15 protein-coding genes, 1 tRNA gene and 1 pseudogene are annotated in these 17,279 nt (G+C 57.6%); 7 read left to right on the top strand and 10 right to left on the bottom strand.

The window, feature by feature from the left end; all coding sequences use genetic code 11:
• Positions 1 to 4: 4 nt before the first annotated feature.
• The 7 genes from MWU54_RS11585 to MWU54_RS11555 all read right to left on the bottom strand — a co-directional run bounded on the left by MWU54_RS11585 (position 5) and on the right by MWU54_RS11555 (position 6,297).
• Complete coding sequence (locus MWU54_RS11585) at positions 5 to 1,195, bottom strand: DUF1611 domain-containing protein (RefSeq protein ID WP_247083608.1); 1,191 nt, start codon at positions 1,193 to 1,195, stop codon at positions 5 to 7.
• 70 nt (positions 1,196 to 1,265) lie between these two features.
• Complete coding sequence (locus MWU54_RS11580; RefSeq protein ID WP_247083606.1) at positions 1,266 to 2,018, bottom strand: hypothetical protein; 753 nt, start codon at positions 2,016 to 2,018, stop codon at positions 1,266 to 1,268.
• A 67-nt stretch (positions 2,019 to 2,085) separates the two neighbouring features.
• Positions 2,086 to 2,436 carry a hypothetical protein gene (locus tag MWU54_RS11575; protein WP_247083604.1) on the bottom strand — a complete coding sequence of 117 codons (351 nt, stop codon included), beginning with the start codon at positions 2,434 to 2,436 and terminating at the stop codon, positions 2,086 to 2,088.
• A 552-nt stretch (positions 2,437 to 2,988) separates the two neighbouring features.
• On the bottom strand, positions 2,989 to 4,140 hold the full coding sequence (gene argE, locus MWU54_RS11570; RefSeq protein ID WP_247083602.1) for an acetylornithine deacetylase: 1,152 nt from the start codon (positions 4,138 to 4,140) through the stop codon (positions 2,989 to 2,991).
• A 50-nt stretch (positions 4,141 to 4,190) separates the two neighbouring features.
• Positions 4,191 to 5,117, bottom strand: coding sequence for a LysR family transcriptional regulator (locus MWU54_RS11565; protein ID WP_247083599.1), 927 nt, complete (start codon positions 5,115 to 5,117; stop codon positions 4,191 to 4,193).
• Positions 5,118 to 5,209: 92 nt separating this feature from the next.
• Positions 5,210 to 5,884, bottom strand: a complete 675-nt coding sequence (locus tag MWU54_RS11560; protein ID WP_247083596.1) for a DUF1028 domain-containing protein — start codon at positions 5,882 to 5,884, stop codon at positions 5,210 to 5,212.
• On the bottom strand, positions 5,881 to 6,297 hold the full coding sequence (locus MWU54_RS11555; RefSeq protein WP_247083595.1) for a RidA family protein: 417 nt from the start codon (positions 6,295 to 6,297) through the stop codon (positions 5,881 to 5,883). The genes MWU54_RS11560 and MWU54_RS11555 overlap by 4 nt, the downstream gene beginning before the upstream one ends.
• Before the next feature lie 248 nt (positions 6,298 to 6,545).
• Between MWU54_RS11555 and MWU54_RS11550 the strand changes: the two genes are divergently transcribed.
• From MWU54_RS11550 to MWU54_RS11520, 7 genes are all read left to right on the top strand, one after another.
• The gene (locus MWU54_RS11550) at positions 6,546 to 7,841 is read left to right on the top strand and encodes an NAD(P)/FAD-dependent oxidoreductase (protein WP_247083593.1); all 1,296 of its coding nucleotides are present in this window, start codon (positions 6,546 to 6,548) and stop codon (positions 7,839 to 7,841) included.
• Between the two features lie 254 nt (positions 7,842 to 8,095).
• Complete coding sequence (locus tag MWU54_RS11545) at positions 8,096 to 8,380, top strand: hypothetical protein (protein WP_247083591.1); 285 nt, start codon at positions 8,096 to 8,098, stop codon at positions 8,378 to 8,380.
• Positions 8,338 to 9,162, top strand: a complete 825-nt coding sequence (locus MWU54_RS11540) for an extracellular solute-binding protein (protein WP_247083587.1) — start codon at positions 8,338 to 8,340, stop codon at positions 9,160 to 9,162. The genes MWU54_RS11545 and MWU54_RS11540 overlap by 43 nt, the downstream gene beginning before the upstream one ends.
• A 66-nt stretch (positions 9,163 to 9,228) precedes the next feature.
• On the top strand, positions 9,229 to 10,959 hold the full coding sequence (locus MWU54_RS11535; RefSeq protein ID WP_247083585.1) for an ABC transporter permease subunit: 1,731 nt from the start codon (positions 9,229 to 9,231) through the stop codon (positions 10,957 to 10,959).
• A 52-nt stretch (positions 10,960 to 11,011) separates the two neighbouring features.
• On the top strand, positions 11,012 to 12,064 hold the full coding sequence (locus tag MWU54_RS11530; protein ID WP_247083583.1) for an ABC transporter ATP-binding protein: 1,053 nt from the start codon (positions 11,012 to 11,014) through the stop codon (positions 12,062 to 12,064).
• Positions 12,057 to 13,013 carry a nucleoside hydrolase gene (locus tag MWU54_RS11525; protein WP_247083580.1) on the top strand — a complete coding sequence of 319 codons (957 nt, stop codon included), beginning with the start codon at positions 12,057 to 12,059 and terminating at the stop codon, positions 13,011 to 13,013. Before MWU54_RS11530 ends, MWU54_RS11525 begins: the two co-directional genes overlap by 8 nt.
• A complete protein-coding gene (locus MWU54_RS11520) occupies positions 13,010 to 13,882 on the top strand; it encodes a ribokinase (protein WP_247083578.1) in 873 nt (290 codons plus the stop codon). Before MWU54_RS11525 ends, MWU54_RS11520 begins: the two co-directional genes overlap by 4 nt.
• A gap of 46 nt (positions 13,883 to 13,928) precedes the next feature.
• On the opposite strand, the pseudogene MWU54_RS11515 reads toward MWU54_RS11520, so the two are convergent.
• The 3 genes and pseudogenes from MWU54_RS11515 to MWU54_RS11505 all read right to left on the bottom strand — a co-directional run bounded on the left by MWU54_RS11515 (position 13,929) and on the right by MWU54_RS11505 (position 17,274).
• Positions 13,929 to 15,105: pseudogene (locus tag MWU54_RS11515) on the bottom strand (IS3 family transposase).
• Between the two features lie 632 nt (positions 15,106 to 15,737).
• Positions 15,738 to 15,812: transfer RNA gene (locus tag MWU54_RS11510), tRNA-Gln, on the bottom strand.
• Between the two features lie 64 nt (positions 15,813 to 15,876).
• Positions 15,877 to 17,274, bottom strand: coding sequence for a mechanosensitive ion channel family protein (locus tag MWU54_RS11505; protein ID WP_247083576.1), 1,398 nt, complete (start codon positions 17,272 to 17,274; stop codon positions 15,877 to 15,879).
• Between the last annotated feature and the right edge of the window lie 5 nt (positions 17,275 to 17,279).

The following is a 17,279-nucleotide window of genomic DNA, read 5'->3' as shown; positions in this document are numbered from 1 at the left end:
CAGCTCAAACCGCGACCTTGGGTGGCCCTTGCAGGAGGCCGGGATAAGCGTCCAGAACCATCGCCAACAGATGCGACGCCGGTCTGCTGAGCGCGTCGGTCACAGGCAGACCAAGTCTGTCGGATTGCGCCACGATCATGTGTGTGATCTCGGCGTCCGACATACCCTCGTGATTGAGCGTGATGCCAATGACCTTGGTATCCGAAAACGCCTCGATCAAAGCAATCTCGCTGGCCGGGGTGGGCATTGGCATGTTGGGAAAGTCACAGCGATGGGCGCGTTTTGGCGCGTGCTGAAGGATCACCGCGTCCGGTTGGCTGCCGCGCAGGATAAAGGCCGATGTACAAAACGCAGGGTGGCTCAGAGCGCCTTGACCCTCGATCAGAATGACATCGGGGTGTTCGGCCTCTGAGGCCGCAACAATCGCGCCTTCAAGTTCGCCACAGCAAAATTGCGGCGGGACAGCGTCCATGGCCACACCGTATCTTGCGCCCTGCATCAGACCCGTCTGGCCCGTCCCCACCAGAACAGTCTTGATACCTTTCGCGTTCAGGGCATGGGCCAGCACCGTGGACGTCGTTCGCTTTCCGATGGCGCAATCGGTCCCAAGAATGGCGATCCGCAGCGCATCGACTTTCGCGACGCTGCCATCGAACAAACGCATATCCTTGCTCAGCTTGGGTTTGCGGATGTCCCGGAGGGTGACTTGTTTTTCCGCTGCCGCCTGCGCAATTTCGGTATCATCGCTCAGATATTCATGCAGGCCACTCACGATGTTCATGCCGTGCCCGATCGCATCCAGCACGACAGCACGATCCACCGTTGAAAGACGCCCGGTCGAGGGGGCCATTCCATAGATAAAGGTATCCGGCATCGACGGTGCGTGGGCGACAGCGGCATCCAGATCTTCGAGTATGGGTATGCTGTCCGGCACGTTATCCAGAACCACCCCGGCGTTTTCGCCACTGCGGGTGCTGTCGATCACCGAAACGATCCGGTAGGCCTCTGAATGGCGCACAAGGCCGTTGGCCGTCTTGCCATCAATCTTTGCAAAGTTTCCCTCGCAATAGACAATGGCCGTCGGGATCTGGGTGAGCAAAGCTGATGGTGTCGGCGTGTCACCGGTCATGGGAGGGGCCTGAGCGCCCCTGATGGGACGGCGCATGGTATCGACCGTGTGGTTGTCGGTTTTCATCGGAGGTTCCTTTTGATGGAGGCGCTGGTGTTCGACGGGAGAGTGACGTGCACCGCTTGGTACGACGGGCTCAATTCTTGAGAACGCACAGACCTTTGGACTCTTGGAAATTCCGGTTGCACGTCCAGCGGTTTCCAGATCTATCGAGATGGGCATTCGCGGGGATGTTGATTGCTTCGCAGCCCGAGTCTGAGGCCGCATATCCCCTCTGACACTTCCAGCCTTCGCCGTAGGTTGCATCATCGAAATAGGCAAATTCCGGGATAACGACGGCTTGGCACAAACCGTCCTTTTCGAAAAACCCACGTTCGCAGGTCCACTTCTGGCCATAGCCCGATCCGTTCAGAAACCCGTTGGCCGGAACCGCAATCGCCTTGCAAAGGTCATCCACCTTTTCAAACCCGCGGTCACATTCCCAACCGGACCCAAAGGACGCTTCCACCAGGTAACCGTTCTCGGGCACGACAACTTCCTGGCACGCATCATCGACTTTGAGAAATCCACGCAGGCAGCGCCAGCGTTCGCCCGACGGGTCGAGGAACCCGCCATCGGGGACAACCACGGCAACGCAGGCCGTTTCATCGACCCTGCGAAACCCGTGGTGACATTCCCATCCGAGACCATAGGTCCGGTTTGTCCCATACGCGTTTTCCGGCACCACGATGGCGGCACACGTATCGCCACTCAGCCGATACCCGATATTGCAATCCCACCCGTCGCCAAAGCTCTTGGCGCTGGCGTTTTCGGGCATGGTTTGGGCATGCGCAGGCAGGGTCAGAAGAAGCAGAGCAAAGATGGACCCCATGAAACCGACCCAAAGCATTCGGGCGTTCACCACCATAGGTACCCTGCAAATTGCGTGCGTTGTGTGCAGCGGGGCTATTGAGGTATCACCCATCCAATTCAAGCCCCGCGAGACATGCGTCTGCGAGATCACGGTCTGGCGCGTCTGAGCCGGGGCGGGTTGCCCATCCGGTTTCCATCATCGCATTGCGACGGCCAAAGCCGGTGAGATCCTGAAGATTTGCGAGTTTCTCTGCCCGTTCCGGATCAGCCGCCGATAAGTCAAGGCACACAGGCACCATGGCCAAAGTCACTTCGTCTGTTGCCAGGTCCCGTGCCATGGTTTGAGCCGTGTCGTTCGTTGTCCAGCCACCCCAAGTGAAGCCAAGGATAGAAATCGCAATCGCGCCACCCACCGCACCGTAGATGCCGGGTTTCGTCCATTCAGGGAAAGTCATTTATTGATCCTTTGACGGAGAAAGCGCCGCCGCGCTGGTTTTGCTCTGACAAGACATTTTGTCAGGGCCGTCTTTGAGTGGTCTCTACCCACATGGCGCAGCCCATATCCGGTCACATCTCGTTGGCTCTTTGGGCCATCTAAGCGGATGGGCCTGACGCAAAAACGCAGTCGCGCGCCACGACGTCGTCAACCTACGCAAGCATCAGGTCCGTGCGCGGGCCTGTGACTGTTGAATTCTGATGGTAGAACGTCTTGGTCCGCTCCGGCCAGTGATGCGCAACCGCTGAAGAAGACCAAACTTTGATATGTCTTAGGTAATGTCTCAGCGCATGAATTACAATGTAAGCCGAACGGATCTTGTTGCGCACGCCGCCCTTGGTCGTGGAATATGTGGAGCGGCGTATGTGCAAAGAACGAGGCGTTTCAGCCACCCGAAAGCCGATTTTCAAGCCGTACGGAGGCCAGCTTTGCGACCGATGCCGCGTCGCCTTGTGAATTTGTGAAGCCTCTGTCAGCGAAGCCAGCGAATTCTGGCTGTCCCGGCCAACACTTAGGCGCCCAACTCTTCGATAATGCCTGCCAACAATGCATCACATGCGGCGAGCTGGCCGAGTTCGATGAATTCGTCGGCTTTGTGCCCCTGACCAGCCATATTGCCGGGGCCGCACACGACAGTAGGGATGCCGAGGGCATCAAAAAAGCCGGCTTCGGTGCCGAAAGCAACTTTGGTCGGTTTGCTCGTTCGCAGCGTCCGTAAGGCGAGTTGTGCGGCATGTGACGTCTCGGGCGTATCAAGTCCCGGATAGGCATTGATCTGTTTGATACAGATGTCAGCGCCATCGAACATGCGCTGGTACTGTGCGGTAAGCCGGTCCGCCAATTCCTTGATACGCGCCATGATCATCGTGGGTGCATCGGCTGCAAGGTGGCGATATTCGAATGTGAGCTTTGCTTGGTCCGGGACGATGTTTAACGCCACACCGCCCGACAGTTTACCAACATGGATCGTGCTGTAAGGCACATCATAGCCATCATCACGCTCACCGTTCTGAGCGAACCAGTCCTGGAGGTCACGTAAGCCAATCACCATGTCCGCAGCCATGTGCAGGGCGTTCACAAAATGTGGGGCCAGCGATGAATGCCCGGCCTGTCCCGTGCACACCGCCTCAAGCGCAGCCTTGCCTTTGTGGCCAATCGCGACCTGCATTTCGGTTGGTTCACCGACGAAACAGGCGCGCGGCGTGCCGACCAAGCTAGGCACTTTGCCGATCATTTCCTGAATGCCAACACAGCCGATTTCCTCGTCATAGGAAAAAAGCAGTTTGAGCGGTTCGTTAAGGTCCGCCCGCGCCGCCCTATCGGCCGCGTGCAACATGCAGGCGACATAGCCTTTCATATCAGTGGTGCCGCGCCCGAACACCCGATCGCCCTCGCGGCTGAGCGAAAACGGAGCGCGGGTCCAGGTCTGGCCGGTCACAGGCACGACGTCGGTATGCGCCGAAAGAAGGATGCCATGCGGCCCGCGTGGCCCGATTTCGGCATAGAGGCCCAGCTTGCCCGCCTGTTTTGACGGCAGTGGCACACATCGCGCACCACGCGTGCGCAGAAAATCCTCGATGAAGCGGATGATGTCGACGTTGGGTTTGGCGCTGACCGTGTCGAAACCGACAAGGGTTTCCAAGGTTTCAAGCGTCAGAGACATGTGGGAATTCCGTTTCGGTTAAGGACGGCGGCGAATAGGCAGGGCGGCGGTCAGTCCGCATTCACCCCGGGAATAAAGCCGCTTTGATACTCGGTCTTGCAATGGTCTATGAAGGTGCGGATCACGTTGACGTTGCCCGCGTCGCGAGACGACAGCAAACCCAGCTGCATCGGCCGTGCGTCGCCGTCCAAAGGAACGAAAATCAGCTTTTTGCCGTCCGGAGACAGGTCATTGAACGGTCGGACATTCGCGAGGGAAAAGCCAAACCCATTGGCCACAAGACTGCGCATGACGGCCATGTCGCGGGTGCGCTCGGCGATGATCGGCTTTTTCCCCGACTTTAGGAAGAACGACAGGAAGTATTCGGAACTGAACGGCAGGTCCAGCAACACCATCGGATGCGGCAGAAGGTCCGCAACTGTGACGCTGCTGCGTCCGGCAAGTGGATGCGTTTCGCACAGGAGCGCGTAAGGCGGCAGTGACGTGATGGGGACGAAGGTCAGATCGCCTGGCAGATCGAGGTCATAGGTGATGGCAACATCAATCTCGCACTGACGCAGTTTGCTGAAAATCTGCGCCTGATCAAGTTCATGCTGTGTCACTCGGACCTCGGGGTAAAGGCGTTCAAAACCGGCCCTGAGCGCCGGAACAACGACCTGTGCAAAGGTCAACAATCCGCCAATTGACAAGGGCCCCTGTACCTTTCCTGAAATATCGCCTGCAAGATCGACAAGCTGTTCCGCATTCTGCAGGACAAGTTTCGCCTGTTTGAGCATCTCGCGCCCTGCAATCGTCAGCGAAAGACCTTGTGCGTGTTGTCGGACAAACAAAGGCAGGCCGAATTCCTGTTCAAGTTGATTGATCGCCGCTGAAATCGATGGCGACGATACGCTGACCTTCTCTGCTGCTTGCGCAATGCTGCCCAATTCGCCGACTGCGACGAAATATTCCAATTGGCGTAATGTGAAACGCAACATTAGGGCAGTCCTTGGTTTCGCGGGTGGGATGGCTCACGGTCGGCTTGATCGCAGCATACGGGTCAAATGATTGGAACGACAGATCGCCCTGTTCAATCGTCCCCCGGCACGCCGTAGGATGGTGCGTCTCGCGGGTCGAGAGCGCGCTGGATATACGCATCGAGTTGCGGTTTGTAGACCTCCCACGCCGTCGCCACGGCCTCAATGGGGCAGTCTTCGCTCCAGTCGCAGCGCAGGTCCGCCACCGGCCAGCTGACCGTGTCAGCGATCTGCATCCCGGCCGAATGCACGGGACCGGCTTCGCCCCCTGCGGCCAGTCCTGCGCGCAGCGCGGCGATCAGTCGATCCCCGATATGCCCGGACGCGCCAAGGTATCCGTCGACGATAGCCTGTGGCACGCGATCATTGGCCAGCAGGTTTCCACCGGAGGCTACGTTTTCGGCCTGTACCTGCGTCCAGATCCCCAGCGAATTGGGCCCGGAATGGATAGCCGTGCGGCCCTGCCCGTCTACCGCCAGAACTTGCCGGTACTCGATGAACCGGCCTTGATCCCGGACGCCTGCAATGGCCTCAGCAGCAGTCATTCCGCCCTGCATCAGATCCAGCGCAAAAGGCCCCAGTGTCGGGTCGGTCACGTTCTGTGACGCAACCGCACCCACACCCGCGCACGTGTATGAACAGCGCGCGGCGACCGCCGGAGAGGAAGACGAAATGGCAACACCGAACATGCCGGTGTCCGGGCATCGGGCAACAAGCGAAAAGGTCATTCCGGGATCACCGCCGTGCCGTCAATCTCAACCAGCCATTCGGGACGCGCGAGGGCTTGCACCACCAATCCGGTCGACACCGGATGCACGCCTTTGATGTATTCGCCCATCGTGCGGTACACGGCCTCACGGTGGCGGACGTCGGTGATGTATACCACGACCTTAACCAGATGCTTCATCTCGCCGCCGGCTTCTTCGATCAACTGCTTGATGTTCTGCATCACCTTATGGGTCTGCGCGACCGGATCGTGACTGTCGAGGTTGACTGCATCGTCCAGGTTCTGCGGACACTGGCCCCGCAACCAAACGGTTTTTCCACCATGCGTGACAACCGCTTGGCACAGATCATTGTCGAGGTTCTGCTCTGGATAGGTGTCAGAGGTATTAAACTTGCGAATACGGGTATGGGCCATGTGTGCTCCTTAAGACCAGACGACAAGCCACGCACACGCGGGCACGCGGGGTCCGTTCATTTGTGACAGGGATATTGCAATCTGCGCGATCAAAAAGCACGGAGTCCCTCATTGTTGATTAGGAATACCCTAAGGCGTCGCGGAGGCGCGCTTTAGGTTCAGCCTAAGCATTGCTGAATGAATTACTGTTTTCGCCTTCCGCCTGCGCCCCCTACGGTTGGCCCAACTGAGATCCGAAGGGAATGTGCATGGCCATCGAAAAAGTAGACACGCTTGTCGTAGGTGGAGGTCAAGCCGGTATCGCGGCAAGCGAGCATCTATGCACGCACGGCATTTCGCATGTGGTGCTTGAACGCGACCGTATCGCCGAGAAGTGGCGTTCGGCGCGGTGGGATTCGCTCGTGGCCAATGGTCCTGCCTGGCATGACCGGTTTCCAAACCGGGAGTTCGATGATCCGGATCATGATGCCTTTATCGCGAAAGACGCCGTCGCTGATTACTTTGTCGATTACGTTAAGCAGATCAAAGCCCCCCTGCGGTGTGGCGTAGAAGTGACGAAAGCGACTCGCATCAAAAACGGTGGCGGATTCTATGTCGAAACCACCGCCGGCGATTTTGAAACACGCCACATCATTGCCGCGACGGGCGCATTTCAGGTTCCGGTGATGCCGGATCTCGTGCCTGATACCGAAGGCATGACCCAGCTTCATTCCAACGACTACCGCAATCCGGATCAATTGCCGAACGGGGCGGTGATGGTGGTGGGTGCAGGATCGTCCGGTGCGCAGATCGCCGAGGAATTGATGGATGCAGGACGGCAGGTCTATTTGTCCGTCGGTCCGCATGACCGCCCGCCACGCAGTTATCGTGGTCGTGATTTTTGCTGGTGGCTTGGCGTGCTTGGTAAATGGGACATGCAAACCCCCGGTCCGGGAACCGAGCATGTGACCATTGCGGTCAGCGGTGCCAAGGGCGGTCGGACTGTTGATTTCCGACGGTTTGCCGCAGGCGGTATGCAGCTTGTCGGGCGTACCGAGCGGTATGACGGCGGTAAGTTGCATTTCGCAGATGATCTGGTCCGGAATGTTGAAAATGGGGATGCCAATCATCGGGCGCTGCTGGATGAGGCGGATGCCTATATCAAGCGCCATGGATTGGACTTGCCCCTTGATCCCGAAGAACGCGCGCGGTGGCCCGAGCCGGACTGTATGAAAACCCCGATCAAGACGCTTGATCTGGCGGACGCTGGCATCACAACCATCATCTGGGCGACCGGGTTCTCTGTCGATTACGGCTGGTTGGACGTGGACACCTTTGATGAGCATGGAAAACCGGTTCATTCACGCGGTGTGTCCAAAGAACCGGGCGTCTATTTCCTTGGATTGCCCTGGCAATCGCGGCGTGGGTCGTCGTTCATCTGGGGCGTGTGGCATGATGCCAAATTCATTGCGGATCAAATCGCGATTCAACACACCTACCAGTCCTATCGGCCATCAGAAGCCCGCGTCTCAGAACCGCCAGCTGCGCGGATGAAGAAGGCATAAATACCTGTTTTTTTGAAGGCAATTTTCCACTCCTGCCCATTGTTGCCCTCGGACCAGTCCGAAGCAAAATACAGCTTAGGCTCTGCCTAATCCCAGCTTTGTAGAACTGTAATGTCGCCACGGCCAACCGCTCTGTACCCTTGCGTCAATGTGCCGGTGAACCAGTCTTGGACGTGATTGGGCGGTCGGGGCGTTGCAGCCAACTCTCGCACTTTGGTGGTGCGATTTGGACGAATTCCAACACGAAGAAAGACATGACAAACAAACTCTCACGACGCAGCTTTTTGAGCACGACAACGGCCACGGCGGTTGCGCTATCCGCGCCATTTGTCTTCACGGGGGGCCGAGCACGCGCCAGCGAGACATTGATTGTCGGCGACATGGGGGGCTCTTTCAATGAGGGCTTCAAATACGGCCTCTATGACGATTTCGAAAAGGATTTTGGTATTTCGATTTCGGCCACAACCATGCAGCCCGATCCTCTACCCAGTACAAAATGGCCGTTGATACCGAAACAAACCTGTTTGACGTCGGCCTGATGACCCCCGAACACATGCTGCGTGTGCAAAACCTTGAGGGCGAGTATTTTGAGCCGCTGAACCTGACGATAGACAACGCGGATGACTTTGTTGACAACGCCTTTAGCGATTATTTCGCGGGTGTTGGGATCTACGCGATGATCATGGGCTACCAGAATTCCTCGCTGGGCGACAACGCCCCCAAAAGCTGGGCAGATTTCTGGGATACCGAAGCGTTCAAGGGCCGTCGCGGCCTGTGGCGCAGCCCGGTGATCACACTTGAGACCGCGTTGATCACGGATGGTGTCCCGATGGACGACCTGTATCCGTTGGATGTGGATCGCGCCTTTGCTGCGCTGGACCGCATTCGCGGTGACATCGACATCTGGTGGACCGGCGGCGCGCAAGCGACGCAGCTATTGCAGAACGGTGAACTGGATCTGATGGCGGCGTGGTCAACACGCGCATACACCGCAATGTCCAGCGGTGCGGATGTCGGTCTTGTCTGGGAAGGCGTCTACAACATGAATGGCTGGACCATTCCCAAGGGTACGCCCAAGCTTGAGGCCGCACGCGAGTTCATCAAGTACAGCATGGATGCCGAGCGACAGGCGAAATACACAACCAAGCTTGCCATGGGTCCGACCAACACCAAAGCCTATGACTTCATTGATCCGGATACCGCACAACGCTTCCCGACAGCACCGGGCAACTTTGAACGCCTGAAGCTTCTGGATGCCCAGTATTGGGCGGACAATCAGGATGCCCTGACCGAGCGTTTCGAGCGGTGGATTCTTTCCTAATCACTTAGTGGAAACGGAAAATCTCGGGCGCAGAGCAAAGCGCCCGGGATTTGACGTCTGGAATATATGAAAAACGCCCCCCAACCGAACACACAAAAGCGCGCGAAACCGGATGCGATCTGGCTGGCCGGGCCCGGTATGGCATTTGTCGCCGCCCTTTTGATTGTGCCAGCACTTGCACTGATCCTGCTGTCTTTCCGCGATCCGTCAACCGGGGTGTTCGAACTCACGATCTATCGCAAAATGTTCTCGGCGGGCATTTATGTTCAGACTCTGGCCAATACATTTGTCATCGCGATTCAGGTGACAATCGTGTGTTTGCTGGTGGGGTATGTGGTTGCCGCCTGGCTGACGGTGATGCCGGAAAAACGGCGTAGGCTTGCGATCTGGCTGGTGCTATTACCGATCTGGATCAGCCCGCTCCTCAAGAATTTTGCATGGATCGTCTTGCTGGCGCGCAAGGGGATCGTGGCACAGATTTTGACGGGCATGGGTTACGAGGGCGAGATCAACCTGCTGTTTGGGCGCGGTGCGGTGATCTTTGGTATGGCGCATGCGCTGTTGCCGATTGCGATCCTGACGATGTTGCCGACCATGCTGGGCATTGATCGCCGCCTGATGAGTGCCTCCCAGACTCTGGGTGCCACCAAAAGCCAGGCCTTCTGGCGCGTCTTCCTGCCGCTGTCGATGCCGGGTGTGACCGCAGCGGGCCTTTTGGTGTTCATCATTGCAATCGGGTTCTTTATCACGCCTGCCTTGCTTGGCTCACCCCGCGAAACGATGATCGGACAGTTGATGATCAGGCAGGTACAGCAATTCTTCAACATGCGCCTTGCCGGTGCGCTGGCGACCTTGCTGTTGGTTGTGACGCTCGCGGTTGTGTTTGTATACGACCGGATTTTCGGCCTGTCTGCGGTGTCCGGCGAAGCGACGCAAAAACGCAGCGCCGCACGCAGCCGTGGGATCGGGAACATGGTGCTGGGTGCGGGTGCCGCGGTGACCGAATTGCTGGGTCGCTTCGGGCTGGGCAACCTTGGCCCGCGCGCCCTGTCGATTACCGCGATGACCGTGGTGACGCTTCTCATCATCCCGGTCATTGCCTTCCCGCCAATGGCCTTTTCGGGATCAAGCTTTCTTGAGTTTCCGCCCAAGTCCTTTTCGACCCAATGGTTTGAACGCTACCTGACAACCCCGCAATGGACGGGGTCCACCTTGCGGTCTTTCGCCATTGCCTTCGCCACCGGCATTCTGGCGACGTTACTGGCCGGACTTGCCGCCTATGGCATTGCGCGCACCAAAACACGGCTGGGAAGCGTAACGTTCATGCTGTTTCTGCTGCCGATGATCATCCCAAATATCGTGATCGCCGTGGCCTTGTTCTACATCTTCGCCGAAGTCGGACTGGTGGCCACCAATATGGGGATTGCCCTGGGTCATGCCCTGACGGCGCTTCCGATTGTCTTTGTGATCATGCTGACCACGTTCAAGGGATATGACTGGCGGCTGGGCGATGCGGCCGCGACGCTTGGCGCGTCAAAGATGCAGCAGATCCGCTTTGTCATGTTGCCCTTGATCCGCGGGGGTGCCATCTCTGCCTTCCTGTTCGGGTTGCTGCATTCCTTTGACGAACTGACCATCGCGCTGTTTGTCGGCGCTGGGGTCAAACGCACCCTGCCGACAAAAATGTGGGATGACATCCTGCTGAGCGTCAGCCCGACACTGGCGGCCGCCTCTGTGGTCATCATTCTCCTCGTGACACTTCTCTTTGTTATTGCAGAACGTGCGCGGCCGAAATGATCCGAACCGCACCTGAAATTCGTTAGAAAGTACAATCATGATGGAACCAAACATGAGCAATAGATCGGCTGGTGCGCACAAGTTGGTCGTCCAGAACCTTGCCAAGTTCTATGGCGATGTCGTGGCCCTTGATCACGTCACTCTTGAGGTTCGGGAAGGCGAGCTGATGACCCTGCTTGGCCCGTCCGGGTCCGGCAAAACCACGCTCCTGCAGCTGATTGCGGGTCTGGTCGATGTCAGTGTCGGATCGGTCATTATTGATGGCGAGGACTGCACGACAACGCCGATCAATTCGCGCGATATCGGCGTGGTGTTTCAGAACTATGCACTGTTCCCGCATATGACCGTGGCCGAAAATGTGGGCTTTCCCCTTCTGATGCGCAAAATCCCGGCGCAGGACATTGCAAAGCGGGTGTCCGAAGTTTTGGAGATGGTCGGCCTGTCCCATGCCGATGCGCGCTTTCCGCAGCAATTGTCCGGTGGTCAGCAGCAGCGCGTCGCATTGGCGCGGTGCCTTGTCTACAAGCCCGCGATTATCCTGATGGATGAACCTTTCGGCGCGCTTGACGCCAAACTGCGGGAAACGATGCAGGTTGAAATCAAGCGCATCCACCGCGAAAGCGGCACCTTCATGATCTTCGTGACCCACGATCAGGAAGAGGCCTTGGCCCTGTCGGACAGAATCTGCCTGATGGAGGCCGGACGCATCGCCCAGATCGGAACACCGCAAGAGATGTATGACCGGCCCCAAAACCGGTTTACGGCGGATTTTATTGGCCGCTCTACAATTTTTGACGGGCAGGTTCACAACGGCGCGGTTGAAACCGCGCTTGGGGCGCTCACGTTGCCCGACGATGCCCACCCAGCTGAAGGATCAAAGGGCTGCATCGTTGTGCGACCCGAAGACATCAAACTTGGACAAGGCGCCTATTGCGGTATGATTGTGGAGACCGTGTTCAACGGCGCAGAACAGCGTGTGATGCTCTCAGCAGGCGGTATTGACGTGACCGCCACAGCCCCTGCACGCGGCAACGCGTTCACCGTCGGGGAAGAGGTCAAGTTCGGCTGGAACACGCGGGATGCACGGTATGTCCCAAATGACTGACGCCAAACCGCTGCCCATTATCATTGATTGCGACCCGGGCGTTGACGACGCGATCGCCATCCTGATGGCGCTAGGCAACAAAGACGCCATTGACCTGCGCGCGATCACTTGTGTTGCGGGAAACGTGCCTTTGTCCAGCACCAGCGCCAACGCGCGCCGCGTGCTTGATCTGGCGGGCTGTTCAGAAGTGCCGGTCTACAATGGCTGCGCCCATCCGATCATGAAACAAAAGGGACGGACATCGTCTGCACATGGCACCGATGGGTTGGGCGGTGTGAACCTGCGGGATCCTGTGACGCCGTTGCAGGATGACCATGCCATAGATGCCATCAACCGCATCGCCCGCGAAACTCCCGGTGGTATTGTTCTCTGCCCTATTGGCCCGATGACCAATGTGGCATTGGCGTTGCTGCGCTATCCCGACCTAAGGGACCACATCCGCCAGATCGTTCTAATGGGCGGTGCATGTTTTGGGCCCGGAAACATCACACCCCTTGCGGAGTTCAATTTCCACGTCGATCCACATGCCGCGCAGATCGTGATGACAGCAGTCATTCCGATCATGCTGTTCGGTCTGGACGTAACCCGACAGGCGATCCTCAGCAAATCGTTCAGCAAGGATCTCGCCGCCGCCGAAGAACCGCTCTTTCAAGCAGCCGGCCAAATGCTCGGAGCTTATGAAAGCCGTGACCCATGTCTGCATGATCCCTGCGTGATTGCCTGGTTGGTCGATCCAGGGCTGTTCAAATCAGTGCCGGCACATGTGGAAATCACGCTGAGCGAAGGTGATGCGGCAGGGCAATCCGTTGCAAGAACGCAGGCGCGCCACCTCAACAACCGCGAGCCAAATTGCGAAGTTATGACCGAGGTTGATGTCCCCCGGCTGGAAGCGTTGTTGAAGGACAGTCTGACCACTCTTGCCTCAGAGTCGGCATTGCAGACGTCATGATCGTCGTCTTCGGTTCCATCAATGCCGATCTGTGCTTTGAGCTTGAGCGCTGCCCCGACCCGGGTGAGACGCTGGCGTCCAAGCACTTTTCACTTGGTGCTGGGGGAAAGGGCGCGAACCAGGCTGTCGCCGCTGCCCTTGACGGCGCAGAGGTCATGATGATCGGCGCGGTGGGAGAGGATGCACTCGCCGCAACCGCCCTTGCAAATCTTGAGACTGCTGGCGTCGACGTGACCGGCGTAAAGCGAAGCGCATCCCAAACCGGCTGCGCCGCGATCCTTGTCGAAGACAGTGGCGAAAACCGGATTGTGCTCGATGCAGGTGCAAATGGTACGGTGAGTTCCACACAGTTGGACTTTCCGGCCTTGGAGCAGGCCAGCTGCATTGTGCTGCAACTGGAAGTTCCGGTTGCGGAAACTGTCGCGGCCATCGAAACGGCGTCTCGGCTTGGCGTGAAGACCATCCTGAACCTCGCACCGGCAGCCCGGCTGCCGCGCGTGATCCTTGAGAAGGTTACGGTGTTGGTCGTGAACGAAAGCGAAGCGATGATGCTCGCCGCGATGCTCGGGACCAGCGCAGACGCGGCCTCAATCGGAACAGCATTAGGCAATCAGGTTGTGCGCACTTTGGGCGCGTCGGGCGCGGAAGCCTTCAGCGAGGGTAATCTGGTGACCTACAAAGGCCATCGTGTCGATGTCGTTGACACGACCGCAGCGGGTGATTGCTTCATAGGCGTCCTCGCCGCTGGGCTTGACCGAAAGCTGACGCTCCATGACGCGTTGCCACGGGCAATTGCCGCATCTGCACTTGCGTGCACAAAAGCTGGTAGCCAATCCGCTCTGCCAACGCACAAGGACATCAACGCTTAAGTCCGGAATGGACCTGTCCCGTTTTTGTGCCGCCCCAAGTGCTCGTTTAAGCCACTTTCCTTTCGAATGCGACAGGGCTTTCCAGCCCAATGCTGAGTGCCTTCGCCGCGGATTGTGGAAGCCATTGATGTACTGGAAGATTGCCAATTCCGCGCCTCGTCGCGTGTGCCACGACCTGCGCCAGATCAGCTCTGCCTTGATGGTCTTGAAGAAGGTCTCGACTGCCGAGTTGTCACAGCAGTTACCTTTGCCGCTCATCGACGGCTCAAACCCATGCTGCCGCAAGAGCTTCTGATATTCGTTTGAGCAGTATTGCGACCGGCAATCGGTGTGATGAGTGCAGCCTTTGGGCGGTTGCCTGAGCACGATTGCCATCTTCAATGCCCTGGTCTCGCCAGGTCCCGCTTCATGCGATTGCTCACCGCTCATCCAATGACGCGCCGGGAATACAGGTCGAGGATGACGGCAAGGTACAGCCATCCTTCGCGCGCCCAAATATAGCGTATGTCACCCGCCCATTTTTGGTTTGACAACTCTGCGTGGAAGTCCCCATTTCAGCAGATTGGGCGCGATGTTGAAGACGTGATTACTTTCGGTGGACACCTTGCATTTCTTTGATCGTTCGACGCGGATACCATTCTCACGCATCAAACGACCGACGCGACGATGGCCAGTGTTCAAATCGAGCTCTTTCAGTTCCTCTGTCATTCTCAGCCTACCATAGCTGCCCAAGCTGAGACGTGATTGTTCCTTGATGTGCGCCAGAACGATCATGTCAGTTCGCTGCCTTTGACTGGCTGGACGGGTGCGGTATGCACGTAAACCACGCGGGCTGACAGTCAACAGGTCGCACATTCGCTTGGTGCAGAATGCATCGCGGTGTTCTTGAATAAACTTAAACCTCATTGCTTTTGGCCCGCGAAGAACTGCGTGGTGTTTCGCCGGGAAAACGCCCCACCGGGGCCTTTTCTTTTCCGGCTTCAATTTAGGATCTCCCTTTCCTCCTTGAGAATACGGTTCTCACGTCGAAGCCGTTCGTTCTCTTGGGCAAGGTCGAGGTCCTTGTCAGGCACTAGCTCAGTGTCACGATGTCCCGTCACCCAATGGTCCAGCGTCGACAATCTGACACCCAAATCTGAAGCAACCTGCTTGCGTGTCAGCCCACTGGTCAGCGCGATACGCACCGCATCCGCCCGAGATTCGTCCGTCCGTTTCGTTCCCATACTTCGTCTCCCTTGCTGCAATAAATGCTATCAAAGGATCGGCGTCAAACTGCGTCAGGTCCACATATCTGGCCCGAACGGATATGATCATGCCATTAATCCAGTCGCGGACAAATTGGAGATCATCTGATGGCTGGGCGACGATACTTCAGGATCTTGGACAAGTCGGAGAGATGGTACGAGGCAGTTCTATCTGATCGACTCGAAGATGCACAGAAGCTGGTCGCTGATCGACTCAAAAATGCCGAATGGGACAATAACGGGCGCTTTGTTACGTCGACCGAACAACCTGCGAAGGTCAGGGCGTTTGGAGGACATGACAGACTGTATCGTTTCGTCTACTGCATCACAAACCGCACCGCACTCACTCGCAACGAGGTGGTCCGCCATCGCTGTCATAACCGGCGCTGCGTGAACCCGGAGCATCTAGTGGTTGGCTCGCAGCAGGAGAACGTGCTGGACGAGCGTGATCGAAGGGCGAACGGTGTTGACTACGAGCTGATTTAGGCTGTGGCTATGCCTTTCACGGCTCCAAACAAGGAGACCCTTCACACCCTTAGATAGAGTTTCTACTGGGGCATTCCCGCTTAGCGGGGGCATCTCGGGTGTAAAGAAATTGGATCAGAAAGAACTGGCTGGGGTGGTAGGATTCGAACCTACGGTACACTGTACCAAAAACAGTTGCCTTACCACTTGGCTACACCCCAACCGTGCTGCGCTCTTTACGCCGCTCCCAACGCGGGATCAAGACCCGGAAAACGAAAAAATGCACTACTCTTCAGGTGCGTCGCGTTGCAGCAAATCATCGGCTTGTTTTTCTGCACGTTCGCTGTCCACAATCCGCGATAATTCTTTGTCCATGGCCGCATCAACTTCGACGACGGCGGCCGTTGTGTCTGCCGCATTTACGGAGGCGCTGGCGGACTTGGGTTCGGACTCCACACGTGAACACGCAACGTCAGTGTCGGTATCAGTGCCGATTCCAACGATTCTCATGGTGGTTTCGGGCATTACGATTCCGGCCCTGTCAAAAGCATCCATACACAAACGCCAGGCTTCGCTGCGGGCCTTGATGTAACTGCTGTCATGTTGACGGATCCATCCCGCCACCTTGATGATCACCGCGCTGTCGCCCAGTGCTTCGATCCAGACTGCAGGCGCTGGTTCGTCGATCACGAACGGCAAGGCGGCAACGGTTTGCAGCGCAAGATCCTGGGCGCGTGCAAGATCAGTGTCGTAAGCCACGCCAAGATCAATCACAAAACGGCGTTCGTCGTTCCGGCTGAAATTCACGATCCGGCTCTTGAACACCGTGGCGTTCGGGATGCGGATGTGATTGCCGTCAAAGCTGAGAAGGATCGTGGCGCGGCTGGTCAGTCGGATCACCATTCCGACATCGCCTTCGATTTCGACCGTATCATTTGGCCGAAACGGTTGACGGATCGACAACATGATTGACGCGATGAAGTTTTCAACCGTATCGCGGACCGCAAAACCGATGGCCAGACCGATGATCCCCGCGGCCCCCAAAATGGTCGACAACAAGGCGGTTGCCCCAAGTATGTCCAGCGCGATGACCAGGCCTGCCACGATAAAGGCGATGCGGATCACTTGGCGGTAGATGTCGGCAATAAAGGCGTTTGGCGCAAGACGGTCCCACGGTCGTTTCAGGCGCGCGAGTGCAAAGCCCCCAAGCACGACGAGGGCAAACGCGGCCATCGCGATGCCGGCCAAGGGCAGGTAATTGACGAACTGTTCGGCGCGGGCGCGAAACCGTTCGATGGCCGGATCCAAGCGCCGGACCACATCTGTCGTTTCCTGAACCTCGTTTTCGATTGCAACGACGCTTTCGACGCGGCCGACGATTTCGTTCAGTCGCGCAACTGCGGCGCTGTCGATCGTGGTTCCGCGCAAGGTGACGATGCCCGAGCTGACGGTGACCGTGACGTCTTCGTAGCCATCCAGTTCGGCAAGGATTTCGCGTATGCGCGTGGCGATGGCGGCGTCCTGTTGCGCACTGTCTTCGACGGCAATCGTGCCGCTGGGCTGATCGACTGATTGAGCCGGAAGCAGCGCCGGGACGCTGGCCAGCACGCACAGGATCAGCGCAAAAAAACGTCGTTTCGCATGGATCATCGACATAGATTGCGCGACCGCTGCGTCAGACACAAGGG

The organism is Marivita sp. S6314, from assembly GCF_023015985.1.
Lineage (GTDB): Bacteria > Pseudomonadota > Alphaproteobacteria > Rhodobacterales > Rhodobacteraceae > Marivita.
The sequence above is the reverse complement of the archived record's forward strand: the minus strand, read 5'-3'. Positions and strand labels throughout refer to the sequence as shown.